General features: G+C 37.2%; 23 protein-coding genes and 2 pseudogenes. 16 read left to right on the top strand and 9 right to left on the bottom strand.

Features of this window, described 5'->3' with window-relative positions; translation table 11 throughout:
• Positions 1-21: 21 nt before the first annotated feature.
• On the bottom strand, positions 22-459 hold the full coding sequence (locus tag QUF91_RS09035) for a MarR family winged helix-turn-helix transcriptional regulator (protein ID WP_285396786.1): 438 nt from the start codon (positions 457-459) through the stop codon (positions 22-24).
• A 121-nt stretch (positions 460-580) separates the two neighbouring features.
• On the opposite strand from QUF91_RS09035, the gene QUF91_RS09040 reads away from it, so the two are divergent.
• Positions 581-1168, top strand: coding sequence for an NAD(P)H-dependent oxidoreductase (locus QUF91_RS09040; RefSeq protein WP_289417571.1), 588 nt, complete (start codon positions 581-583; stop codon positions 1166-1168).
• A 42-nt stretch (positions 1169-1210) separates the two neighbouring features.
• Here the strand turns inward: QUF91_RS09040 and QUF91_RS09045 are convergent.
• From QUF91_RS09045 to QUF91_RS28100, 5 genes and pseudogenes are all read right to left on the bottom strand, one after another.
• Positions 1211-1968 (bottom strand): annotated as a pseudogene (locus QUF91_RS09045) (sensor histidine kinase); the annotation flags it as partial.
• Between the two features lie 39 nt (positions 1969-2007).
• On the bottom strand, positions 2008-2448 hold the full coding sequence (locus QUF91_RS09050; RefSeq protein ID WP_285396782.1) for an ABC transporter transmembrane domain-containing protein: 441 nt from the start codon (positions 2446-2448) through the stop codon (positions 2008-2010).
• Between the two features lie 285 nt (positions 2449-2733).
• Complete coding sequence (locus QUF91_RS09055; protein WP_285396781.1) at positions 2734-3036, bottom strand: zinc-ribbon domain-containing protein; 303 nt, start codon at positions 3034-3036, stop codon at positions 2734-2736.
• 22 nt (positions 3037-3058) lie between these two features.
• The gene (locus tag QUF91_RS09060; RefSeq protein ID WP_285396780.1) at positions 3059-3469 is read right to left on the bottom strand and encodes a zinc ribbon domain-containing protein; all 411 of its coding nucleotides are present in this window, start codon (positions 3467-3469) and stop codon (positions 3059-3061) included.
• Between the two features lie 11 nt (positions 3470-3480).
• Positions 3481-3759 carry a DUF2085 domain-containing protein gene (locus tag QUF91_RS28100; protein ID WP_353957867.1) on the bottom strand — a complete coding sequence of 93 codons (279 nt, stop codon included), beginning with the start codon at positions 3757-3759 and terminating at the stop codon, positions 3481-3483.
• Between the two features lie 307 nt (positions 3760-4066).
• Between QUF91_RS28100 and QUF91_RS09065 the strand changes: the two are divergent.
• From QUF91_RS09065 to QUF91_RS09090, 6 genes and pseudogenes are all read left to right on the top strand, one after another.
• A pseudogene (locus QUF91_RS09065) lies at positions 4067-5523 on the top strand (IS1182 family transposase).
• Between the two features lie 90 nt (positions 5524-5613).
• Positions 5614-5850 carry a hypothetical protein gene (locus QUF91_RS09070; RefSeq protein ID WP_289417572.1) on the top strand — a complete coding sequence of 79 codons (237 nt, stop codon included), beginning with the start codon at positions 5614-5616 and terminating at the stop codon, positions 5848-5850.
• A gap of 211 nt (positions 5851-6061) precedes the next feature.
• The gene (locus QUF91_RS09075; RefSeq protein WP_289417573.1) at positions 6062-6637 is read left to right on the top strand and encodes a MarR family winged helix-turn-helix transcriptional regulator; all 576 of its coding nucleotides are present in this window, start codon (positions 6062-6064) and stop codon (positions 6635-6637) included.
• A complete protein-coding gene (locus QUF91_RS09080; RefSeq protein ID WP_289417574.1) occupies positions 6630-6935 on the top strand; it encodes a hypothetical protein in 306 nt (101 codons plus the stop codon). The genes QUF91_RS09075 and QUF91_RS09080 overlap by 8 nt, the downstream gene beginning before the upstream one ends.
• A gap of 173 nt (positions 6936-7108) precedes the next feature.
• On the top strand, positions 7109-7297 hold the full coding sequence (locus QUF91_RS09085; RefSeq protein WP_289417575.1) for a hypothetical protein: 189 nt from the start codon (positions 7109-7111) through the stop codon (positions 7295-7297).
• Positions 7298-7324: 27 nt separating this feature from the next.
• The gene (locus QUF91_RS09090) at positions 7325-8587 is read left to right on the top strand and encodes an MFS transporter (RefSeq protein ID WP_289417576.1); all 1263 of its coding nucleotides are present in this window, start codon (positions 7325-7327) and stop codon (positions 8585-8587) included.
• A 507-nt stretch (positions 8588-9094) separates the two neighbouring features.
• Here QUF91_RS09090 and QUF91_RS09095 read toward each other — a convergent pair.
• Positions 9095-11194, bottom strand: a complete 2100-nt coding sequence (locus tag QUF91_RS09095; RefSeq protein ID WP_285396774.1) for a multicopper oxidase family protein — start codon at positions 11192-11194, stop codon at positions 9095-9097.
• Between the two features lie 619 nt (positions 11195-11813).
• Here QUF91_RS09095 and QUF91_RS09100 point away from each other — a divergent pair.
• The 6 genes from QUF91_RS09100 to QUF91_RS09125 all read left to right on the top strand — a co-directional run bounded on the left by QUF91_RS09100 (position 11814) and on the right by QUF91_RS09125 (position 16682).
• Positions 11814-12296, top strand: a complete 483-nt coding sequence (locus QUF91_RS09100; protein ID WP_285396773.1) for a cell wall elongation regulator TseB-like domain-containing protein — start codon at positions 11814-11816, stop codon at positions 12294-12296.
• A 16-nt stretch (positions 12297-12312) separates the two neighbouring features.
• Complete coding sequence (locus QUF91_RS09105) at positions 12313-13506, top strand: pyridoxal phosphate-dependent aminotransferase (protein ID WP_285396772.1); 1194 nt, start codon at positions 12313-12315, stop codon at positions 13504-13506.
• Positions 13507-13534: 28 nt separating this feature from the next.
• Complete coding sequence (asnS, locus tag QUF91_RS09110; protein ID WP_285396771.1) at positions 13535-14830, top strand: asparagine--tRNA ligase; 1296 nt, start codon at positions 13535-13537, stop codon at positions 14828-14830.
• Between the two features lie 137 nt (positions 14831-14967).
• Positions 14968-15696, top strand: coding sequence for a DnaD domain-containing protein (locus tag QUF91_RS09115; protein WP_285396770.1), 729 nt, complete (start codon positions 14968-14970; stop codon positions 15694-15696).
• 12 nt (positions 15697-15708) lie between these two features.
• The gene (nth, locus tag QUF91_RS09120; protein ID WP_285396769.1) at positions 15709-16371 is read left to right on the top strand and encodes an endonuclease III; all 663 of its coding nucleotides are present in this window, start codon (positions 15709-15711) and stop codon (positions 16369-16371) included.
• Entirely contained in the window at positions 16368-16682 is a 315-nt protein-coding gene (locus QUF91_RS09125) for a YpoC family protein (protein ID WP_285396768.1), read from the top strand. The genes nth and QUF91_RS09125 overlap by 4 nt, the downstream gene beginning before the upstream one ends.
• Before the next feature lie 111 nt (positions 16683-16793).
• Here the strand turns inward: QUF91_RS09125 and QUF91_RS09130 are convergent, their stop codons facing one another.
• A complete protein-coding gene (locus QUF91_RS09130) occupies positions 16794-19550 on the bottom strand; it encodes a transglycosylase domain-containing protein (RefSeq protein WP_289417577.1) in 2757 nt (918 codons plus the stop codon).
• Positions 19547-20197 carry a Holliday junction resolvase RecU gene (recU, locus tag QUF91_RS09135; RefSeq protein WP_285396766.1) on the bottom strand — a complete coding sequence of 217 codons (651 nt, stop codon included), beginning with the start codon at positions 20195-20197 and terminating at the stop codon, positions 19547-19549. Before recU ends, QUF91_RS09130 begins: the two co-directional genes overlap by 4 nt.
• 426 nt (positions 20198-20623) lie before the next feature.
• Here recU and QUF91_RS09140 point away from each other — a divergent pair, with 426 nt between their 5' ends.
• From QUF91_RS09140 to QUF91_RS09150, 3 genes are all read left to right on the top strand, one after another.
• Positions 20624-20818 (top strand): endonuclease, encoded by a 195-nt coding sequence (locus QUF91_RS09140; protein WP_289417578.1) that lies wholly within the window; start codon positions 20624-20626, stop codon positions 20816-20818.
• A gap of 358 nt (positions 20819-21176) precedes the next feature.
• The gene (locus tag QUF91_RS09145) at positions 21177-21560 is read left to right on the top strand and encodes a YppE family protein (RefSeq protein WP_289417579.1); all 384 of its coding nucleotides are present in this window, start codon (positions 21177-21179) and stop codon (positions 21558-21560) included.
• Entirely contained in the window at positions 21535-23802 is a 2268-nt protein-coding gene (locus tag QUF91_RS09150) for a DEAD/DEAH box helicase (protein WP_289417580.1), read from the top strand. Before QUF91_RS09145 ends, QUF91_RS09150 begins: the two co-directional genes overlap by 26 nt.
• Positions 23803-24049: the final 247 nt, after the last annotated feature.

Genomic DNA, 24049 nt, shown 5'->3' on the forward strand with positions numbered 1-24049 from the left:
AAAAGCATTGCAGGTTCTTTTTTATAACTTTGGATTAAAGACTTTTTCGTCAAGAATGTTTAATGCATAATGTATATCCTCTAAATCTTTCTTTGATGCATGTTGAATAAGCTGTTGAAAGCGCTCTTCTATACAGGCGAATGCATCCTCCATTATTTTTTCTCCATCCTCTGTAAGGCAAACATAATGCTTTCTTCGATCCTCAGTATCGCTAATTTTTTCAATAAACTTTCTTTCCTGTAATTTTCGTAATTCACGACTTGTATTAGGTAAGGACATATGCAGACAATCACTAATTTCTGTAGGTGTAACAGGCTGACCTACTTTAATATATTCTAGAGTTTTATATTGTACAGGTGTAATATGATCGATTTTAACGTTTTGAGTTAGTTCATGCGTTACTTGGTGTACGGCTGCTGTAAATGTTACAAACTGATTGAATAATTCTTTTTTGTCCAAACTTAATCACCTCTTACTGACAAGATAACAAAAAACTTATCTTAAAACAATTATCATTTGACAACTAAAATCACGTCGTTTATTATTTTATTATCAAATGATAAGTAATGGAGGTTGCTTGATGAACACATTAATTATTTATACATATCCCAATCATAAAAGTTTGAATTACGCTTTTTTACAGGAGGTTATTAAGGGCTGTCATGATAATCCTTCTATTAAGGAGATTCAATTAGTAGATTTATATGAGGAGCAATTTAATCCGCTTTTAGTATTTCATGAACATAAACGCCGTCGAGATATGTTTCGTGATCCAAAGCTTGAGAAATATCGAGAACAAATTAGATGGGCTGATAAAATTGTTTTTGTTTATCCGATATGGTGGGGTAGGCCACCAGCAATGCTTTTAGGGTATATAGATCAATTATTTGCGGCCAATTTTGCTTATAAAGATAAAAAGGGACTATTTCCGGAGGGGCTTCTAAAAGGAAAATCAGTGGTGTGTATTTCGACAATGAAGGGGCCAACAAAATATCCGCTATTATGGCTGAATAATGCGCATAAAATATTAATGAAAAGAGCGTTATTTAATTTTGTTGGCATTAAACAAGTAAAGTTTTTTGAATTTGGCAATATGGAAAGTAAAAAGGGGAGACAAAGCAAAAAACTTGAAAAAGTTTATCAATATTTTAGAAAAGTAGCTTACTAGTTTCCTTGTTTAATAGACCCGTGCAGACGAAGAAAAAATCTATTATTCGTTTGTACGAGTCGGATCTACCTCCAGCGGCAGTGTAACAAGAAATGTTGTATATTCAGCAAACTGACTTTCGACAGTAACGGTTCCGTTATGCATATTGATAATTTTTTTGACTATGGATAGCCCTAAGCCACTTCCACCATTAGCGGCTGTCCGCGATTGGTCAGCCTTATAAAATCGCTCGAATATATGCTTTTGTTGTTCTTCTGTTAGACCAATACCATTATCGTGAACGGCAATATTGATCATATCCATTTGCTTCATTATAGATAGTGTAATTGTGCCAGTAGCTGGAGTGAATTTAATGCTGTTACTAAGTAAATTCATCCATACTTGATTCATTAAGTCTTCATCAGCCATTATCGAAATGTTTTCGAATTGAAGATCCATCTCTATATTTTTAGCTAACCAATTAGGTTCAAGTGCCAGCACTACATTGCGCAATTGCTTATCGAGTCGGTAGTACTTAGGCTCGAAGGGGTGATGTTTTGATTCTAATGACGTTAGCTTTAGTAAATTGTCACTTATTTTCGATAAACGATTACTTTCCATTTCAATAATTTCTAAATAATGCTGACGCTATCCTCTTGAAGGTCCATGTTTTTCAATGCTTTAGCAAAGCCATTAATAGATGTTAGAGGTGACTGGATTTCATGAGAAACATTCGAGATAAATTCTTGTCTCATTCTTTCTAATTCGCCTAATTCGACCGCCATATGGTTGATACCATGTATTAATTGACCAAATTGATCGGATAATAATAGTGCAAGTAAAGAGAACAAATACACCAACTACGGTCCATAATGTTCTGTAATGAGTTCTTTGACGACAGCTGTGTCATTCGTAACACGACTTAATATTTCACCTGTATCGTTTTCGTCATAATAGGGAATTGGTAAATGAAGTAGCTTTCTCCAAAGCTGATCTCTTAACTTCGCGACAACATGATGTCCGACACGGTTTAAATAATAAATGGAAAGCCCACTCGCTATAGCCTGCACGATAAAAGCAATACCTAACAAAATAATTTGCCAATAATCAAGGGATTCTAATGAAAAGCCATCCACTAATTTTTTTGTAAATAACGGAACGATAAATCCAACGCCGGTAGTCGTTAAACTCATAATTAATGAGATTATTAAAAGCCATATTGGTGGCTCAGCTTGTTTGACTAAGCGAACAAAGCGTCGCCAATCCTTTTGTTTACTAGTATCTTTTGATGTCTCCTGCAACGTAAAAACATCCTTTATTTTCAACAACTAAAAATATGAATCTTTAATGTTTCTTACTATAGCACGTCTTTGTGAACTGAATATGAAACGAGGAGGTAATGAGGATAGGTACGAGTACGATTATTATGATTTATATCAATTGTATAATTTTAATTAAATAAAGGGTAAATAGTTTGAATTTTCGATGTGGGAAAATTTTACATAAAAAAGCGCAAGAAATCAATGTTTTTAAAATTGATATCTAGCGCTTTTTAAAATTTCTACTAGCTAATTCCTAGCCTCTTTTTAATAATTACTCTCTTCGATAGAACCAAGTACAAATCCTATTATTCCAGATACGACCATTACTACTACATATACACCGATTACAATCAGAGCCCATATTAAAGCAGATTTAGCTGCTTTAGGCTTATTGTCTTTCCAAACAAAGTACATAATAATACCTAAGAGCGGTGTACAACAAAAGGAAAGGATATTAATAGCTATATTTGGTCTATCCTCTGAGGATGTATTTTGTACACGAACACCACATTTTGGGCAAATTTCTGCTTGTGCTGCTATTTCTTCACTACAGTGTGGACAAAACATTTTTTATACCTCCTAAAGAAAATTAAAAGAATTCCCATTTTTCAACTTCTTTTCCTTCATAGCATTTTTTCCCGATTAAATAAGCATCAATTAAAATGGGTAAACCAACAATAATGTATGGAATTAATAGATTATTAAAAATTAAAACAGAAGTCATAAATATAAATAAGCAAAGAAACCCTTTCCATACTTGATCATTAATGATTTGACCTACACCAGGTATTAGAAATGTAAGTAATGCGGGAGCTAGTGGATGAGTACCCTTAGGAGATTTTCTTAAAATAATTCCGCATGAAGTACACTTATCTTGAAAAGAATTTAATTCATTCCCGCAATTATGGCAGTAATTATGTACTTTGAATTTTCTAACACCACAATTTAGGCAAATTTCTGCATGCTCTGATAGATTGGCTGCGCAATATGTACAAAACATTTTCAGTCTCCTTAGTTAAAAATTAATGAACCAATATATTCCCCTTTTTTATAGAGATACATAGTTAGATTCCAAAATAAGAGGGCAGCGTATAAAAACATAAAAACAATGCCTATTCCACCTAGTATCCCTGTTACTAATCTCCGATAGTTAGTACTAAGCCATTTATTAAATAATTGTCCCGTTCCGTCTATAATCAAGGGAATTGTTAAAATAAAAGCATAAAAAAAAGGTAAAACTTTAAATAATGCCAATATAATGCCAATTACATATCCAATACAAACGGAAATTGAACACCTTTATAAAAAAAAGATCGGCTTGGTAATCTGTGGCAAAGGAACAAATATTGAAAATATCGATTCACGCAATCACCTTTTTAATCAAGATTTTGGCTCATCACCAAAAGTTGTGGATGACATTTTTTTAAATATATGAACTGTATATTAGTTGATTGTAGTGGAGGCTGGGCGACTCCTTGGGGATCAGCGTCGAGGGCACTGAAAAGTGGTTAGATAAAGGAAGTAGCGAATTTTTCTCTACTTCCTTTTCTTTCATCTATAATTATTAGTATACTGTTCATTTTAGGTGGTGCTTTTTATGCTTTCCAAACAAGAAACGCTTGCTCTTAGTCCTCATATGGCAATCTATGATTTAGTTGTGCCAAAAGATAATATGCTTCGTCAAATGAAGGAATTAATTGATTTTACTTTTGTTTTAGAGGATTAGAGACTAAATATTGTCTAGATAATGGTCGTTACGCTATTTCACCTATTCGTATGTTCAAATATTTATTACTTAAGGCAATTTATGATATTTCTGATGTTGATGTAGTAGAACGTTCTAAATATGATATGTCCTTTAAATATTTTTAGATATGGCACCAGAAGAAGGTGTTATTGAGGCAAGTTCTTTAACAAAATTCCGTCGATTACGTTTACAAGATGTCCAATTATTAGATTTACTCATTCACAAAACCGTAGAACTAGCTATTGCACAGGGTGTTTTAAAAGTAAAACATTGATTGTAGACGCAACACATACGAAGGCACGCTACCAACAGAAGTCCCCGAAAGAGTTTTACAAGAGAAATCAAAACAGGTACGAAAAGCCATTGTATCAATTCGAGTGAAACAATGAAATCAAAATTTCCCACTAAACCGACTTCTCAAGATATCCAAAAGAAGTGGACTATTGTCACCAAGTCATTCAAATAATAGAAGAAAATAAGGCTATTGCTCAAATACCAAGTGTACAAGAAAAAGTAAATGTCCTCAAAGAAGTTATTGAAGATTATGAGCTTAAAATAAATTACTCAGCTGATCCTGATGCACGTGTCGGTTATAAATCTAAAGAATCCTTTCTTTGGTTATAAAACACATTTGGCAATGAGTGATGAAAGACTTATAACAGCAGTAGTTGTAACAACAGGTGAAAAAAGTGACAGGAATTATTTACAAGAGCTAGTAGAGAAGAGTGAGCAAGCAGGCATAGAAGTGAACACCATTCTTGGAGATACAGCGTATTCTGGTAAAGAGAATTTATTATACACAAAAAAGAAAGAGATTCAACTCATTTCAAGGCTACATCCTGTTATTACGAACGGTCAACGGAAGCAAGAAAGTAAGTTTGAGTTTAATAAAGATGCCGATTTATATGTGTGCCCTGCTGGACATTTAGCAAAGAGTAAAAGTATTAAAAAGCGTAAGAATTCCACGCAAAATACACAATTAAAATATTTCTTTGATATGAAAAATGTAAAGTTTGTCCTTTAAAAGAAGGGTGTTATAAAGAAGGAGCGAAAACAAAAAGTTATTCAGTTTCTCTTCTGTCAAATGAACACATAGAACAAGAAGTGTTTCAGGAAACGGAATCCTTAAACAATTGGCAAAAGAACGCTATAAAATCGAAGCAAAGAATAGTGAAATAAAAAACAGACACGGGTATAATCAAGCAAACGCCACGGGTCTATTTGGTATGCAAATACAAGCAGCCGCAACGCTATTTGTCGTGAATATGAAGAATTTTAAAACTAATGAACGAAAAAGCAAAGAATAATGAAGAAATCGGACGACCCTTCCTAAAAAGGATGAAATGGCGCTCGATATTTTTTTGAGTTAAAAAATTTTAATTTTGATGAGTTTTTCAGTGCCCTCGATCAGCGTCACAGATGAGACCCTGGAGCGAGCAACGCGAGTGAAGCGGCTCATCGGACGCCCAGAAGCTCTGCTCTGCGCGAAAGCGAAGCGTCAGCGGCAAATGTTTTATCTGTGCGAAAGCGTAGCGTCAGCAACAAAGCGCCAGTCGGAACGGAAATCAACCACACGTTTTGGTGAAGAGCCAAGTTTTTCGATAAAAGGAAACAACAAAGATAATATACTATAAAAAGGAATATTGGTAGCTTTTTTAAGAGGAATGTTTAAAGTAAGTTCCTTTTTTTGGAGGAATATCATATAATGTTATAAACCGACAGCCGGTCTATTTAGTGTCGTATCTCGTCCTTTTTAAAAAATATAAATAGTCACCATGTTGACATTTAGAAGTTTGTTATATATATTATTTTAGTAAACATGGTGACTAAAAAGAGGTGCTATTGATGGATATTAATTATTTATTGAAGGAATTGCATTTTATGCAGCAAAGTTATGCGACATTGTTTTCGGTTGTCAATAAAGTCCAAATAAGAGGAGATGAATATTTAGAGGTATTAACTTCTAGACAGCATATGGCTCTAATTGCCATAGCGCATTTACCAATAGAAAATACAACACTCGTTAATATTGCTAAAAAGCTCGGTACAACAAAGCAAACCGCAAACAAATTAATAACAAGTCTTGTGAAAAAAGGATATGTTCAAACGCTACCAAGTAAATTAGATAAAAGATCAATTAATGTTGAGATTACCACAGAAGGTAAACAGACTTTAATTGCTTGTTCAGAGAAGTCTACTTACTTTTTAGCAGATATCTTTAAAGATTTCTCAGCAGAGGAAATTGAAACACTGTGGAAATTATTGCAAAAACTCTATCGTTTTGATGGTGAGGAACTAGATGGATATGAAGAAACGGTAAATATGGAGATAGAGAAACCAGAAAAGATTTCGGACTTCCAAGAGAGAGTTTTAACGGAGTTATTAAAACGACGATATGGAGATGAAGAGCGTCATGATTAAAGGAGACACACCGTTTTTTTATCAAAAAGCAAAAGAAACTGAGCAGAAGTTCAAAGAAAAAGTTTATCTGATGAAACGTAAAATAAAGGAAATAAAGAAATCTGCGAATGACGTTAAGGGAAAATTTCATCGGAAATCAAAAATTACTCGCACTGGAAATTATGTATCTATTATCGTAGGTCTCTTGCTGCTAATGATGTCTTGGAGCACGCAAATTGAGTGGCTCATTTGGTTAAGTACCATAAGTATTTTTAGTAATATCCTTCTCCTTACAATTCAAAAAAAATTATATTTTTAGTCATTGCAAATCTACACTTCCGTGGCTAGAAAATCATGGAAGTAAATCAATTCTACGTTATGGAGAAGAGCATATTTTTAGGAATTTCACAGCCATTAATTGTTGATTTTGATTAAAAGGAGGCTCATCACCACATGTATATAAGTTGACCTTCGTTCCGACTGGGCGACTCCTTGGGGATCAGCGTCACAGATGAGACCCTGGAGCGAGCAACGCGAGTGAAGCGGCTCATCGGACGCCCCCAGGAAGCTCTGCTCTGCGCGAAAGCGAAGCGTCAGCGGCAAATGTTTTATCTGTGCGAAAGCGTAGCGTCAGCAACAAAGCGCCCAGTCGGAACGGAAATCAACCACACGTTATGGTGATGACCCTAAAAGGAAGGGGTCTGATGAATGGAATCACAGATTAAACGAAAAGGTTTTTCAAAAGATTTTAATCTTATGGTGATTGGGCAAATTATTTCAATTTTAGGATCTGCGCTTTTAAGGTTTGCCTTATCACTTTATGTATTAGATATTACAGGACGTGCAGATCTTTTTGCAGTACTATTTGCGATATCGAGTATCCCATTTTTACTAGCACCACTTGGAGGAGCTATTGCTGACAGGTTTAATCGTCGTAATTTAATGGTGATTTTCGATTTTACTAGTAGCATAATTGTTTTTATTTTCTTTGCAGTATTAGCAATTGGTAATAGTTCTATTTTGTTGATTGGTGTTGTGATGGTGCTACTTTCCCTCGTTAGTGCCATGTATGCACCTACAGTGATGGCCAGTATTCCAGTACTTGTAGAAGAGGGAAAGCTTGAGCAAGCAAATGGAATTGTCAATGGTATTCAAGCGTTATCCAATGTAGCAGCTCCTGTATTAGGGGGGATACTATATGGCATGATTGGCTTAAAAGTGCTTGTCATAGTAAGCGGTGTCTTCTTTTTCTTCTCTGCTATATTAGAGATGTTTATTCAAATACCATTTAAGCAACGAGAACAGAAAGGGCACATTATTCCAACGCTTGTAAACGATTTGAAAGAGGGCTTTAGTTATGCAGTTAAGCAATCTTTTATTTTCAAATGTATGGTTTTAGCAGCATTATTAAACTTATTATTAACACCCCTGTTTGTTGTGGGTGTACCGATTATCCTCCGTGTCACCTTGCATAGTAGTGATACATTATATGGAGTAGGGATGGGGTTAATCGATTTTGCTACAATCTTAGGGGCTTTATCAATGGGGTATTTTGCGAAAAAAATGGGCATCAATAATTTGTATTTTTGGATTTTTATCACTGCTTTATTGATTGTCCCAATGGCTTTATCGGTTACGCCTCTCATGCTTAAAATTGGCTATTATCCATCCTATACTTTATTTGTAGGTAGTGCACTGTTAATAGCTATGATTATGACGATCATTTCCATTTACGTTATTACAGTTGTACAAAAAGAAACACCTAATGAAAACTTAGGGAAGGTCATGGCGATTATCATTGCCGTTTCTCAATGTATGGCACCAATAGGGCAAATATTGTATGGGCTGTTATTCGAAGGTTTTAGTGTTAACATCTATGTTCCTATTTTAATAATTAGTGTTGTCATGGTTGTGATGGCAATAGCAACAAAGAGGATTTTGCGATTTGAAGAGAGCGCAGTAGTAAAATGATTTTAAAGAAGCCAATTGCTCAGTAAAATATTCACTTTTCAATTTTGGGTACACGAAACAAAAAACAATTTTGCCTCGACATAATTACGTCCGGATTCCAGATTACTTTTAAATATGGCGAAAACGAAATGGTCAAGGGAATCTTTGTGAAATCGTCTCTGAAAACGTTTGTTTGAATATTTTTCTGAATATTGTAATTTATTTCCTTGGTCGAATTGAAGAGCAGTTCTTGCGTAGAACCATTATTTAAAGGAACAAAAGGAAGAATGTAAAGAGTATCCATCTAAACCTGATAACTGAAAATATCATATGGAAGATGGTTATTTAATTTTCCTGAATGTACATTAACGGCAGTAAATCCATAGAAATGCAAGGCCGTTAACAGAGAAATAGGGTAAAGAAGATAGAGTGACTTGGTCAAACAAGAAAAAAGAGAAATCGATGCTGTTTCGATTTCTCTTTTTCTTTAATATCAACTAGTTATGTCCCTGCATCATAAATGTAACGCTAGAACCATCTTCTTGGGCGCCTACTAGCGATTCTTTCTCGAGGTTGAAACTCAGCGGACGGGAAAATTGGTTGTGGAATATTTCGTATATTAGTAACTTCATGAACAATTTTATGCTCCGTGTCGTCTTTTATATCAAGTACATGAGAAGGTTCTACTTTTTCTTCAGATGCAAGAGCGATGTTTGGAGTATTGATTAAGAGTGGTGTAGTTTGCGGATTATGTTCCACCTTGTCTTCTAAATCAGATGTTTGTAAAGAAACATAAGAGGATTCTATTTGTTCTTCAGTTGAGCGGGTAATGTTTTGAGTAATATTCAAGAGAGGTGTAGTTTGCTCAATATTTTCTATCTCGTCTTCTAAATCAAATATTTGCAATGAAATAGGAGAAGATTCTACTTTATCTTCAGTTGAGCGAGTGATGTTTTGAGTGTTGTTCAAGAGAGGTATCGTTTGTTGATTATTGCTCGTAACAGTAATAGTGGCATGATTCTGGGCTGGTGAATGCTCTTTTTCATTATGAATTTCGGCATGTGGCTGTTGCACAGGGTGAACGTCCTTCATGACGAGTATTGGTCGCATCATGTCGTGATCTTCATGTTCGAGGAAATGACAATGCCACATATAATGACCGACATGATCTTTCCAGTGCATAATAATTTTAGTAACTTTTCCTGCTTCTGCTTTAACAGTATCCTTCCAACCTTGCTCATAGTCATGCGGTTCTTCTGGGGGACCTGTAAATTCTAGCCTTCCTTCATTTTGATATAGTTCCATATTGAAAGGGCGTCGTTCTAGTATTTTAAATTGAATTAAATGTAGATGAATAGGGTGAACAAACTGTGTGGCATTAATAAAATTCCATATCTCTACACTATCAAGTGCAGGTTTTTCAGTAGCAGGGTCATGGTACATTCGATTATTTAATAATAACATTGGTCGACCAAAATCATCTGTCGTAGCAGTTAAAGGTAGATGTCTCTCAATATGAGCATCGTGTGGATGTAAATCCATTGAAACAGCGAGTCGTTCTGGGATTTCACTAGTATCCTCGCATTCTAGTGGAAGAATAACTTTATACTGCATAATGACTCTTGTATGTTCATCAATAAAATCTTCATCAGAATTCATTAATGTTATTTCCTGACCTTCACATTTTGAAAAATCGATAATGACATCTGTTCGTTCAGCAGGTAATAACTTAACAAGTTGAATTTCTCGAGGAGCTGTTAAAAAGCCACCATCTGTACCAATTTGAATAAGAGGATCCCCATTTGAAAGGCTAATGACATAGCCCCTTCTATTGGAGCCGTTTAAAAAACGAAATCTATATTTACGAGGTTCGACATTTAAATATGGCCAGACTTTTCCATTCACGACGATGGTGTCGCCGACAAATCCAGGTGTAATGGACGGATGTACAGGAACGGGGAATGGTGGCTCATCAGGATAGAAAAGCGAGCCGTCTTCATTAAAAGATTTATCTTGTATTAATATTGGATACTCGTAGTCACCGCATGGTAGGTTATAACGTTCCTCTAGTGAGTCTCGAAGTAAATAAAACCCTGCTAATCCCGCATAAACATTTAGGCGAGTTAATGCCATTGCATGGTCATGGTACCACAGTGTTGTGCCGGGTTGGTGATTTGTGTATTCATGTGTTTCTTTATTAAATTTTGGCCCAGTATGCGTATAATCTCTTGTGTACCATGCGTCTGGATGACCATCACTTTCCCAATCTACATTTGCGCCATGTAAATGTGTAACAGTTCTTACCTCTTGAGAATCGTTGGCAGCATGAAGGGAAAAATCAACTGGTAAGAAATGCTTTAAGGGCAAATAATTTTTATATTTAACATAAGTGGTTTTGTCTTTTATAGCTTCAATAGTTGGTCCTGGATAAAGCCCGTTATAGCCCCAAATGATTGATTTTGGGAAATATTTATGAAAACAATGCTCTGCTTCGATCATTTGTAGTTCATAATAATCAATTTTCTGTTGGCCTCTATAGTGTTTCGGTTTAGCAGTAATTGGTTTTGGCAGCTCATCCACAAATTTTGGAATCGTTGCTGGATCAGTAGGATTAATTTTCTTACTCAATACATCACGTCCCTTTTCCGATACTTTAAATCGCTAATCACTTCATGATATGGGTGAAAACAATAGGCAATGGGGACAATAATGGAGGGAACTGTGCTAATATATATATATATAAATATTGACATTTCGCGAGACTGATTAGAAAAATTCTTTGAAGATGATGTGTAGGAATTTACTATTCAAAGTATGTGAGCATGGACGTTTGTGTCAATGACCAGAAAAATTATCACGACAAGAATTTATTTGAGCAAGCAGATTAGTGCTTGTATCGCGCTAAAAATGGTGGGCGTTCAAACTATGTAATTTGTGAACTTTCATAAGTTCTTTAATGGCATAATTGATTTCCTATTTGCACTGGTGAATAGGAATTTTTTCTTTGAAAGGGTTGTTATTTTTTCTGACTAATCCGACGATTCGAAAACGTTGTTTTATCAACGCATAATATATAAAAATAAGAAACACGACAGCACAAAATTGTTGTATAATGTTGTGGTATGAGGAAAGAAAGCAGGTTGACAAAAATGGAAAGCAAAATGAATGTATACACAGTTATTAACATGCAAAAGCATCAAGCATTCGTGTTGAAGAATAAGCTAGATGTGAAACATAAGGTGAATATATGAAAAACTGGTTGATTTTCATTTCTGTCTTTATGGTTTCGTTGTCACTTGTCATTAGTATTTTAGTACTCTGGAAAGCCGAGGCTCCATTCCGTTCAATTGAAGAGCAGGCTGAACAGTTGGCAGTCGATGCCAAAGCCCTCGCAATTGTCTCGGAGTCCTACACATATAATGGCAAACATTCGTATGTTACTGTGTTCGGGGTAGATGAATATGGTGATAAAAAGGCTGTCTTTGTTCCGACGAATCTAGAAGCTGATTCAATTAAGGAAGTATTTTTGAAAGATGGTATTACGGAAAAAGAAGCATTATCGGTTTTTAAAAAAGAAGGAAATGTACAAAAGGTCCTCAATGTAAAATTAGGCTATGAAGAGCCAGGTGCTGTTTGGGAAATTACTTACCTAAACGATCACGATAAGCTCAACTATGTCTATATTATGTTTAAGGACGGCGACTGGTGGACGCGCATTACGAATTTATAAGAGGAGTAGATCCCGTATGAAAAATTTATTAGCAAACCGTGTAAAAACTTTAACACCATCTTCAACTTTAGCAATTACAGCGAAAGCAAAAGAGTTAAAAGATCAAGGTATTGATGTAATTGGTCTAGGCGCTGGTGAGCCAGACTTCAACACTCCACAAAATATTTTAAATGCTGCCATTGACTCGATGGAAAAAGGTTTAACAAAATATACACCTGCTGGCGGTCTTCCTGTACTGAAGAACGCTATTATCGATAAACTACAACGCGACAACAACCTTACATATAAGCCGAATGAAGTTATTGTAGGTGTTGGAGCAAAACATATTCTTTACACTTTATTCCAAGTTATTTTAAACGAGGGCGATGAAGTTATTATTCCGATTCCTTATTGGGTATCTTATCCAGAACAAGTGAAATTAGCGGGCGGTGTACCTGTTTATGTTGAAGGCACACGTGAGCAAAACTATAAAATTACTGCAGACCAATTAAGAGCTGCTGTGACAGATAAAACAAAAGCAGTTATTATTAACTCTCCTAGCAACCCATCAGGTATGATTTATTCTCGTGAGGAGCTAGCTGAATTAGCTGCTGTTGCAGAAGAAAAAGATATTTTAATCGTGTCAGATGAAATTTATGAGAAGCTTGTATACAATGGTATTGAGCATTTTTCAATTGCACAGCTATCTGATGCAGTGAAAGCACGTACAATCGTTGTAAATGGTGTTGCAAAATCTCACTCTATGACAGGCTGGCGTATCGGGTATGCTGCAGGCGATGCAGACATTATTAAACCAATGACTGACCTTGCATCTCACTCTACATCAAACGCAACAACAACTGCACAATATGCAACAGTGGAAGCGTATAACGGACCACAAGACGCTGTAGAAGAAATGCGTCAAGCTTTCGAATCTCGTCTTGAAAAAATCTATCCACAGCTTAGTGCAATTCCTGGCTTCAACGTATTAAAACCTCAGGGGGCATTCTACTTATTACCAGATGTAGCAGAAGCTATGGCTCATACTGGCTATGATTCAGTAGATGCATTCGCTGCAGATATTTTAACAGAAGCAAACGTAGCAGTGATTCCAGGCTCTGGCTTTGGTGCACCAACTACAATGCGATTATCTTATGCTACATCTTTAGACTTATTAGAAGAGGCAGTCCGTCGAATTGATACATTTGTTAAATCAAAATGGCAAGACTAATCCTTTTAACCAACTTTGGAGGATTTCTATGAAAAAAATTATGATTCAAGATATGCCAAAACATATCGGTGAAACAGTCAAGCTAGGCGCTTGGTTAGCAAACAAACGATCAAGTGGGAAAATTGCCTTTTTACAATTACGTGATGGTTCTGGCTTTGTTCAGGGCGTTGTTGTGAAAGAAGAAGTAGGCGAAGAAATTTTTGCTATTGCAAAAGGTATGACCCAAGAAACTTCAATGTACATTACGGGAGAGGTTAAAGCCGATGAGCGTTCAAGCTTTGGCTGTGAGCTAGCTGTAACTGGTATTGAAGTATTACATGCTGCTACAGATTTTCCGATTACACCAAAAGAACATGGGCCAGAGTTTTTAATGGATAACCGTCACTTATGGCTACGTTCTCGCAAGCAACATGCAATTATGAAAATCCGTAACGAAATTATTCGTGCAACTTACGAGTTTTTCAACGATAATGGCTTTACAAAAATGGACCCACCAATTTTAACAGGTTCAGCTCCTGAAGGTACTTCTGAGCTATTCCATACAAAATATTTTGATGAAGATGCATACCTTTCTCAATCTGGTCAGCTTTATATGGAAGCGGCTGCGATGGCATTAGGTAAAGTATTCTCATTCGGTCCGACGTTCCGTGCTGAAAAATCTAAAACACGCCGTCACTTAATCGAGTTTTGGATGATTGAGCCAGAAATGGCATTTGTAGAATTTGAAGAAAACCTAGAAGTGCAAGAACAATATGTAGCGCACATCGTACAATCAGTTCTGACAAACTGCAAATTAGAATTAGAGCGACTTGGTCGTGATACATCAAAACTTGAAAATATCAAAGCGCCATTCCCTCGTATTTCTTACGACGATGCCATTAAATTATTACATGAACAAGGGTTTGACGATATTGAATGGGGCGATGATTTCGGTGCACCACATGAAACAGCAATTGCCAATTCATTTGACAAACCTGTCTTCATCACTTGCTACCCAGTAGGCATTAAGCCATTCTACATGCAACCGCATCCTGATCGCGATGATGTAGTATTATGTGCAGATTTAATTGCACCAGAAGGTTATGGTGAAATAATTGGTGGTTCTGAGCGTATCCATGACTATGATTTATTAAAATCTCGTCTTGAAGAACATCATTTATCTTTAGATGCTTATGCATGGTATTTAGAACTACGTAAACAAGGATCTGTACCACATTCAGGCTTCGGTCTAGGATTGGAACGTACAGTGGCATGGATTTCTGGCACTGAGCATATCCGTGAAACAATCCCATTCCCACGTTTACTTAATCGCTTATATCCATAAGCAACAACTAGTTTGGTCTTATCTTCATTCAGCAAATGAAGATAAAACCTGGTCGAAATTGATTAAATTAAAAAGTCGCGTAGTGATATGTCTACGCGGCTTTTCTACTTACGATGGAAAAAGGAGTCAAGTATACTATGAACACAAACAATAATCGACTCCGTACATGGACTGAGCAGAGAATGATCCAAATTCCTCAGCTTTTTTTTCAGTTTTATAAGGAGTTAAATATTGAGGATGAAGAGGCGCTGATTGTCATACATTTACTTGCGTTCCATATGGAGGGTAATGATTTTCCGACACCTAATGATCTGAAAAATCGTCTCACAATGTCTGACAATGACATTACTTCACGTCTACAGCGCTTAATGCAAAAAGGCTTCCTTGAAATTACAAGCGATGTCGATGCAAGTGGCAAGCTATATGAAAAATATTCGGTATACCCACTTTGGGAGCGTATTATGCAGATTATTGAAATGAAGGAGCACCAAAAATCAGCAGCATCACTTCGACAAGAAGAAGGTGAAGTATTCCGGATATTTGAAGAGGAAATGGGGCGTCTTTTATCTCCTTTAGAGCTAGAAAAAATCGGTTCTTGGTTAGATGAGGATAAGCACAGCCCAGCGCTTATTAAGGAGGCGCTGAAGGAGGCTGTGTTTGCTGGCAAGGTGAGTATTCGTTATATTGATCGAATATTGCTTGAATGGAAAAAGAAAAATATTACGACACCGCAGGCTGCACAAAAACAAAGTGAGCAGTTCCGTGAAAAACAAACTTTTAATAGACCGCCAGTCCGTACAATGCAACAAGAAATGCAGTCGACAAATAAAGTACCATTTTATAATTGGTTAGAAGAAAGAGAATAGGGGGCTTCCGTTATGTTAACAAAAAAACAATGGGAGCATTGTCTAGCGGAAATGGATCGTATGTTTCCTGATGCACATTGTGAGCTAGTGCATGACAATCCGTTTGAGCTAACTATTGCCACGTTATTATCGGCGCAGTGCACGGATGTACTTGTAAACAAGGTAACGAAAACATTGTTTCAAAAGTATAAAAAGCCAGAAGATTATTTAGCTGTATCATTAGATGAGCTACAACAGGACATTCGCTCCATCGGCCTTTATCGAAATAAAGCGAAGAATATTCAAGCGTTATGTCAAAGACTGTTGGAGGAATACAACGGCGAAATACCAGTAAGCCGAGAAGCGTTAGTCACTTTGCCTGGTGTTGGTCGTAAAACGGCTAATGTTGTGTTGTCTGTAGCTTTTGATATTCCTGCTCTTGCAGTGGACACGCATGTAGAGCGTGTGTCTAAACGATTAGGGCTATGTCGCTGGAAGGATTCAGTGCTAGAGGTCGAAGAAACAATTATGAAAAAAACTCCGATGGACAAGTGGTCGAAAACCCATCATCAGCTAATTTTCTTCGGCCGTTACCATTGTAAGGCTCAAAATCCTGGCTGTCACACATGCCCTTTATTTGATGATTGTAGAGAAGGGCAAAAGCGTTTGAAAAAAGGGCTGGTGAAAGAAACGTGAATGTAGAGGTAATCACAAAGGAAAAAATGGATGCTTGGTATGAAGAGTGGACAGTACTTGAAGCAAAAATCCATTCTGCTCATGATGCAAGAAACGGTAAAGCAAAGAGCTTAATGGAAGAGGCCATCTTATTGTTTGAGCGTTTAGTGCAAGAAGCGGGTGAGGAGATATTACCCATTAATGGTGTTGAACGATTGGCCTTTATTAAAGCAAAACCTGGCCAATATGCTTGTTATCGTCAGCTGGATGAATTATTTAAGGAAACAAAAAAACGAGCAGCACGACTACGTTTGCAGGCAGCAAAAAGCTAAGATAGACGGATAAATAGCTGAAGCGACGGATAGAAGTGCTCATTCGTTAGATAGATTCAGCAAACTGAAGAGATAAAAAAGCAGAGTAGCAATCACGCTACTCTGCTTTTTTTATTCAGTCTTATTGCCGCCACCATCATCCGGTACTGCGGGTTCGGTTGGTGGAGTTGGTGGTTGGCCACCATTATTGTTGCCGTTGTTGTTTCCGTTATTTCCTGCATTGCCGGTGTTACTGTTGTTCCCATTATTTCCTGCATTGCCGGTGTTGCCATTCCCATTGTTGTTATTATTGCCATCGGTACTATTTCCATCGCCGTTGTGATTGCCATTGTTCCCATTTTCATTGCCATTGTGGTTGCCGTTTTGATTACCTTTGTCGCCGTTGTCACCGTTATCGCCTTCTTGATCAGGCGATGTTGGCTCCTCAACACCAGGTTGTTCTGGAGTATCAGGCTCTTTATTTTCATCGGTCATACCTGTTACTTGGATGGATGTTGTACCTGGTTTACTGCGTGTACCGTCTGCAACTGCTACGACAGAAATCGTGTAATTGCCATCTTCCAGTGTGTTGCTAACTGTTAAGCCCTTGCTTTCCGTTTTACCAAGAGAAACAGTCTCTCCACCTTCTCGTTTAGCAGTTACCTCGAAGGTAGTTGGTAGTGGTTCATTTGTTTCCGGATTAAGCATTGCATCATGCTCCCAAGAAATATCAATAGATTGACCTTCTAAACTTAGGCTTGCACTTACATTGTAAGGTGTAGTAAGTTCCGGAACTTCGTATTTATTTGAAACTTCGTTAGGCTCTGTACCACGAACAAATAGCTCTGTTTGACGTTTTTCTTTTGGTGTGTAATCACTTGCTAATTTAAGTGGCTTTGAGCCTACTTCAATTGTTGCTTCTACAACTGAGCTTGGTTTTTTGAAATTTGGTGTTTCAACGTCTGCCGAAATCTCTTTCATAATTTTTTTAAATAAATGTTGTGGTAAACGACGTTCATCCCAAGTTGTAATCGGATCAAAGTGTTTTTCATAACCACTCCAAATAGCGATAGAATAATTTGTTGTGTAACCAGCAAACCATGAATCCGGCACACTTGTATCTGGTAAATTATACTTGTCAAAATCAGCTTTTGAGTAGTTTGTTGTCCCTGTTTTACCTGCGATATCTAATCCAGAAACATTAGCAGCAGTACCTGATGCATCCGGCTTATTGCCGACAACGTCACGTAGCATATCTGTCACCATATAAGCTGTATAATCGCTCATCGCAACATTAGACTCTGGTGTATAGTCTTTTGTTGTTTTACCGTCACGGTAAACGATTTTTGTAATCGAATGAGGGTCAGTGTAAACACCATTATTCCCGAATGCTGCATAGGAAGCTGCCATTTGCATTGGAGACATCGTAATATCCCCACCACCGATCGCATCAGATTCATAAACATTTTCAGCTTCAATACCTAAACGACCAATAAATTCTTTTGCTTTGTCAGGTCCAACTTCTTTTAATGCTTTTACAGCTGGAACGTTACGTGAAGCATATAAAGCTTTACGTGCTGTTATTGCACCCATATATTTACCATCCCAGTTTGTGATGGTTTGTTCCGAATTTGTGTATTTGATCGGTTCATCCACAAGTGTTTGACCAGTTGACCATTTTAAATTTTCGATTGCTGGTCCATAATCGAGTAATGGCTTCATTGTAGAGCCTGGTTGTTGTTTTAAGTCATATGCATAGTTCCAACCACGGTCAGCTCCGTAATCGCGTCCGCCGCCAATCGCTTGAATTTGACCCGTTTTTGTATCAATGACAGCTACACCTGATTGAATCTTTTCTGTTGGGAAGTTACTGTCATCGTTCATAATTTTTTCAACAGCTTGTTGTGCTTTCGGATCAAGAGTTGTGTAGACTTTAATACCTTCCGCCATTGCATTACCGTCACCGTTATCTTCTAGCTCATTAATAACAACATCAAGGAAGGCATCATATTTAGAGCCAGTAAATTTTTGACGTGTTGCATCGTCAGCTAGACCAGCTTGCACGTCTACTTTCTTTGCTTCTTCCATCTCAGCTTTTGTAATTTTACCATGTTGATACATTAATCCTAGAACCGTATTACGACGTTTTGCTGCAAGTTCAGGATTTTTTAATGGATTATAAGCATTTGGGCGTTGTACTAAACCTGCAAGTAATGCTTCTTCATCTAAAGTTAAATCTTTTAAATCTTTACCATAGAAATATTGAGCAGCTGTTCCGAAGCCGTAAACACGACCTGACATCAGCATTTTGTTAAAGTACATTTCAAAAATTTCTTCTTTTGAATATTTACGTTCTAATTGGAAGGCAAGCCAAGCTTCCTGTGCTTTACGTTTTAATTTTTTCTCATTTTGTAAAAATGAGTTTTTAACAACTTGCTGTGTTAATGTAGAAGCTCCTTGTGCCCCGAAGCCATCACGGAAGTTAGCGAGTATTGCGCCACCAAGGCGATAAAAATCCATACCACCATGCTCGAAAAAGCGTACATCTTCCGTTGCGAGGATTGCGTTAACCATATCCTCAGGTATATCTTCATATTTTACATATTTACGGTTTTCTGCACCAATTGTTGCAAATAATTCACCGTTTTTATCATAGAACTCAGAAGAAACGGGGTCCTTCAGTAAGTTTTCATCTAGTTCAGGTGCGGTACTTGCATAATAGGCGAATAACCCAGCACCTCCAATAAAGCATGCAGCTACAATTGCCACAAGTGTTAACGTAATGCGCTTGAACCATTTTTTCTTCGATGATTTTGGAGGCGCACTTTTTTTATTTTTTTGAGCGAGAGCCTTTTGGTGCTCACCGCGTGTTCGACGACGTTCAGTCATTCTACTATCTCCTCACTTTCAGAACCATGGCTTTGTGCTTCAATGAGCTTTTGGATAATCGGTAAATAATCGATACGTGGATAATAGCTTGTGGAAATTTCAAAAGCTTCCTTTTCAATCGTTGAAAAGGGTATCGATTTACGTTCACCGTTTTCCATCGCTAGCCAGGCCTTTTGTAAAACTTCGTATGGCACGATAAAATATCGTTCATAAGCTGAGAAACGAACGATAATAAAAGCCACACCATTTTGTTCCGTCACTTGCTGCATATGTGTCATTTGATGTAAATGAATATTCTTTAGGGGGAAACTGGTTTTTGAAGCAGTTTCCTTTGCATCAAAATCAATATAATGCCCGTTCCAAACTCCATTGTAATCCGTTGTTGATGGCGTTCGAAAATAAGCTTCACGAATAACTGCAGCGCTTCGTGATGGGTACTCTACTTTGACGATTTGCACGGGAACAGGTTTCTTATGAATGATAGCAAGTCGCCTTTTTACATAATAGTCGTTTGCTTCATTAATTTCATCCTCTAGTGTTTTTCCTCGATTACTAAAAGATAAATCCTTATCTTTCGTCTTTTTTGCTGTTTTTGGCACAGCTGGATTAGGAGAATACAACTTCCCATTCGGATAACGAATTGTCACTTAGTTCACCCTCTATAATACTGCTATTATACAATAGTTTACCATGATTCTGTAGCAGTTCTCCACTTCCATTAATAGTATGTTTGATGCTAGATTAGTGATGGTTAAAATTACTAAAAAAATAACCAATAGTTGGGCAATTTTCGCCTCTTAAAGTCGAAAAATATCATGTAGCACAACTAGTTCTATCACTTGAATCGTCAAAATAACAGACGAAATTTCTAAGCACATTTTATAGAGAACTGTTCGCCACATTAGCATTACTACATACATACCGACTTTGAAGACAACTTGATTGATAGAATTGTTCAATTAAACTTTATCGAAATACTTCTTCTTTCAGCTAACTTACGCTTATTTTGTCACGCATGAAGGTAATTTTATACATGCGAGGAATACATAAGTAAAGTAAAAGGAGGCGTTAAATTGAACAAGTTAGGACAATTAGTTGCGCAGTTGGATCTGGTCAATCAATTACTTTTAACGAGAGTGTCTTTGGAAAACAATGCACAGAGCTTGCATTTTTTTATGCAGCTCAAATCTGTTAGCCAGAAAGTAAGCTTAGCAGAAAAGAACTGGCAAGTAAAGAATGCTTGTTCGCCTATAAGTAGTGAAAAATGATAGACTTTGGTACACTTATCTCATATGCAATTTAACTAACGCAATATGAGTATTTTTCATACACTATTTACCATAATGAATGCGATGCTTTGGGACAAACAAAAGCATTTATAAATCATTGGGAGTAAATTTGCTCATATAGCGTAAATAATTTAGCAGACGGTTTTTTTAGTTGGACGAGTTTTAAAATCGTTGTTTCGAAAAATGAGCTTAAAATGATACTATGCGTTTACGTTCATGTAGATGAATCTTCATTTTAAGGATGAAGCAAAAGATAAAATTCGAACTTCTTTTTAGAGGTTAACGAAATTGTCAGCTAGTTACGATAATATTGTAATTGATGAGATGAGGTGCGGAATTGTTATTAATACAGCAAACTTCCATATTAATAGATGAATGTGAAAAATGTGTTTCACGCTTCTGGCAAATGCGTGAGGAGGATCGTACTCCAGACTTTTTCACGGATGTTAAGCCACACGCTGATGTCATTCACCAGCTTTTAAAGGAATGGCAGCAAGAGGCGAATATGTGGATTCAAAAAAATCGACCCAAATATATGCATGCACAACAAATTGCTTCAGTGGTTGAATCGATGGAGCAATTTGTTGTGCAATCCTTTTATAAAGAAACAAGTAAAAAACGTTTTTTAGATGCGATTCATTCAACCTCTTATACGTTGAAGATTTTTGATCGGTTAGTGAAGGAGGAACAAATGGATGTTATCGAAAAAAAGGACCATTAGTGAATTGTTAAACGAGTGGAGATATGACGAGGAATTAAAGGAACGTATTTTACATTGGCAAACGCTTGATGGGCGTGAAGCTAATTATGCACCTTTCCCGAGAAATTTACATCCTTCACTTGTAAATGCCCTTCAAGCAAGAGGGATAGAACAACTGTATACCCATCAGCGTCAGGCATTTGATTATGCAATGGAGGGTGTTTCCTTTACTGCCGTTACACCAACAGCGTCTGGAAAATCATATTGCTACCATTTACCGGTACTTCAAAAAATATTAGAGGATAAAAATGCGCGGGCTATTTATTTATTCCCAACGAAAGCTTTAGCGCAGGATCAAAAAAATGATTTAAATGAATTAATCGAACAAAGTGGTGAGGAAATTTTAAGCTATACGTATGATGGTGATACTGCGCCTGGTATTCGCCAAAAGGTTCGTAAGGCAGGGCATATTGTGATGACAAATCCGGATATGCTTCATTCAGGGATTTTGCCACATCATACGAAATGGGTTTCACTATTCGAAAATTTGCAGTATATCGTCATTGATGAGTTGCATACATATAAAGGTGTGTTTGGTTCTCATGTTGCGCATGTTATTCGAAGGTTAAAGCGTATTTGTGAATTTTATGGCAGTAAGCCGGTTTTCATTTGTACGTCAGCAACCATTAAAAATCCAAAAGAATTAGCTGAAGCTTTAACGAATGAAAGCCATGCTCTAATCGCCGATTCCGGAGCGCCTGTTGGGAAAAAGACATTTCTTTTTTATAACCCACCAATCGTCCATAAAACATTTGGCGTGCGTCGAAGTGCTGTTTTGGAGGTAAGTGACCTCGCTAAAAGATTATATACAGCAGGTATTCAAACTATTATTTTTGCTAAAAGTCGTGTACGTGTAGAAATGATTGTGACGTATTTAAAGGAGCTAACACGCAATAAGCTTTTGGATGAATCGGTGCGCGGTTATCGAGGGGGGTATCTGCCTTCTGAGCGACGTGTTATTGAGCGAGGGCTTCGTGACGGTACTATTCAAACGGTAGTTAGTACAAATGCGCTTGAACTGGGCGTGGATATTGGTCAATTACAAGCATGTATCATGACAGGTTACCCGGGAAATATCGCAAGTGCTTGGCAACAAGCAGGTCGCGCTGGGCGTCGTCAGGACGAGGCGCTAATTATTTATGTAGCGCAATCAGCAGCACTCGACCAGTACGTGGTGAACCATCCTCTCTTTTTACTTGGCAGTGCACCTGAGGAAGCCCGTATTTATCCTGAAAATATGCTAATTTTAATGGATCATTTGAAATGTGCAGCGTTTGAGCTACCATTCTCCTCGCGCGATACGTATGGTGAATATGAGATTCAGGAACTACTTGAATATTTAGCGGAGGAAGGCGTTGTTTTTAAAACGACTGAGAAGTGGCATTGGATGAGTGACCGTTTCCCAGCACATGACATTAGTCTTCGTTCGGCTTCACAAGAAAATGTTGTTATCATTGATTTGACTGTCCCTGCGCAGACAAAGGTAATTGGTGAAATGGATCGCCATAGTGCAATGACATTATTACATGAAGAGGCCATTTATTTGCATCAGGGCATTCAATTTCAAGTTGAAAAGCTGGATTGGGAAGAGAAAAAAGCGTATGTACGTGAAGTAGATGTCGATTACTATACGGACGCGAATCTAGCAGTTGAGATGAAAGTGTTAGAGGAAGATCGAAGTCGAGATTATAAGGGTGGTATCATAAGCTTCGGTGATGTAGGATTAGTCGCGCAGGCAACGATATTTAAAAAAATAAAGTTCAATGGAAATCATGATAATATAGGTTCGGGTCCAATACATTTACCACCCGACGAAATGCATACAAGTTCATCGTGGCTATCGTTCAATAATTCAACACAGTGGTCTGAGGCAGAGCTTACAGATGCTATGGCTGGTGCTGCATACGCGATGAATGCTTTCATTCCAATATTCATTCAATGTGACAGTAGCGATGTAGCTGTGGTACCACAAGTAAAGGCCTCACATAATGAACTGCCAACATTCTTTGTTTACGATAAGTATCCGGGCGGAATCGGACTAAGTGAAAAGGTGTACGATTTGTGGGAGGAGCTATTGATTAAGACATTGGAGCATGTAGCGGGCTGTGCTTGTGAATCAGGCTGTCCATCTTGTATAGGAGCTCAAGATAGCTTGCAACAAGCGAAGAAAAAAGTAGTAGAGCTTCTTCGGATTTTAAATTAGAGCACAAAGAAGGCTTGAAAGGAAAAAGTCTAACACTATTCCTTCAAGCCTTCTTCTTTTATTAGTTTATAAATCATTTTACGATTAATGCCTGTAAGTTCTTCGACATTCTTTGACCTATCTTATCACTTTAAAGATACGACTTATGGTGGTACCCACTCTAGTCAGGAGTTTGTAAATTACTTGTTTGCTGGTACCGGATGGGTTGTTACATGTGATTTTACTGAAACGGCTACAATTACAAAAT

The organism is Lysinibacillus sp. G4S2 (assembly GCF_030348505.1).
In the GTDB taxonomy this organism is placed as follows: domain Bacteria; phylum Bacillota; class Bacilli; order Bacillales_A; family Planococcaceae; genus Lysinibacillus.

Bases quoted from the DNA above. Each gene is read 5' to 3' on its own strand.
- nth (WP_285396769.1), top strand. From the start codon at position 15,709: ATGTTAACAAAAAAACAATGGGAGCATTGTCTAGCGGAAATGGATCGT.
- QUF91_RS09100 (WP_285396773.1), top strand. From the start codon at position 11,814: ATGAAAAACTGGTTGATTTTCATTTCTGTCTTTATGGTTTCGTTGTCA.
- QUF91_RS09075 (WP_289417573.1), top strand. From the start codon at position 6,062: ATGGATATTAATTATTTATTGAAGGAATTGCATTTTATGCAGCAAAGT.
- QUF91_RS09130 (WP_289417577.1), bottom strand. From the start codon at position 19,550: ATGACTGAACGTCGTCGAACACGCGGTGAGCACCAAAAGGCTCTCGCT.
- QUF91_RS09040 (WP_289417571.1), top strand. From the start codon at position 581: ATGAACACATTAATTATTTATACATATCCCAATCATAAAAGTTTGAAT.
- QUF91_RS09115 (WP_285396770.1), top strand. From the start codon at position 14,968: ATGAACACAAACAATAATCGACTCCGTACATGGACTGAGCAGAGAATG.
- QUF91_RS09105 (WP_285396772.1), top strand. From the start codon at position 12,313: ATGAAAAATTTATTAGCAAACCGTGTAAAAACTTTAACACCATCTTCA.
- QUF91_RS09080 (WP_289417574.1), top strand. From the start codon at position 6,630: ATGATTAAAGGAGACACACCGTTTTTTTATCAAAAAGCAAAAGAAACT.
- asnS (WP_285396771.1), top strand. From the start codon at position 13,535: ATGAAAAAAATTATGATTCAAGATATGCCAAAACATATCGGTGAAACA.
- QUF91_RS09060 (WP_285396780.1), bottom strand. From the start codon at position 3,469: ATGTTTTGTACATATTGCGCAGCCAATCTATCAGAGCATGCAGAAATT.
- QUF91_RS09055 (WP_285396781.1), bottom strand. From the start codon at position 3,036: ATGTTTTGTCCACACTGTAGTGAAGAAATAGCAGCACAAGCAGAAATT.
- QUF91_RS09090 (WP_289417576.1), top strand. From the start codon at position 7,325: ATGGAATCACAGATTAAACGAAAAGGTTTTTCAAAAGATTTTAATCTT.
- QUF91_RS09150 (WP_289417580.1), top strand. From the start codon at position 21,535: ATGTTATCGAAAAAAAGGACCATTAGTGAATTGTTAAACGAGTGGAGA.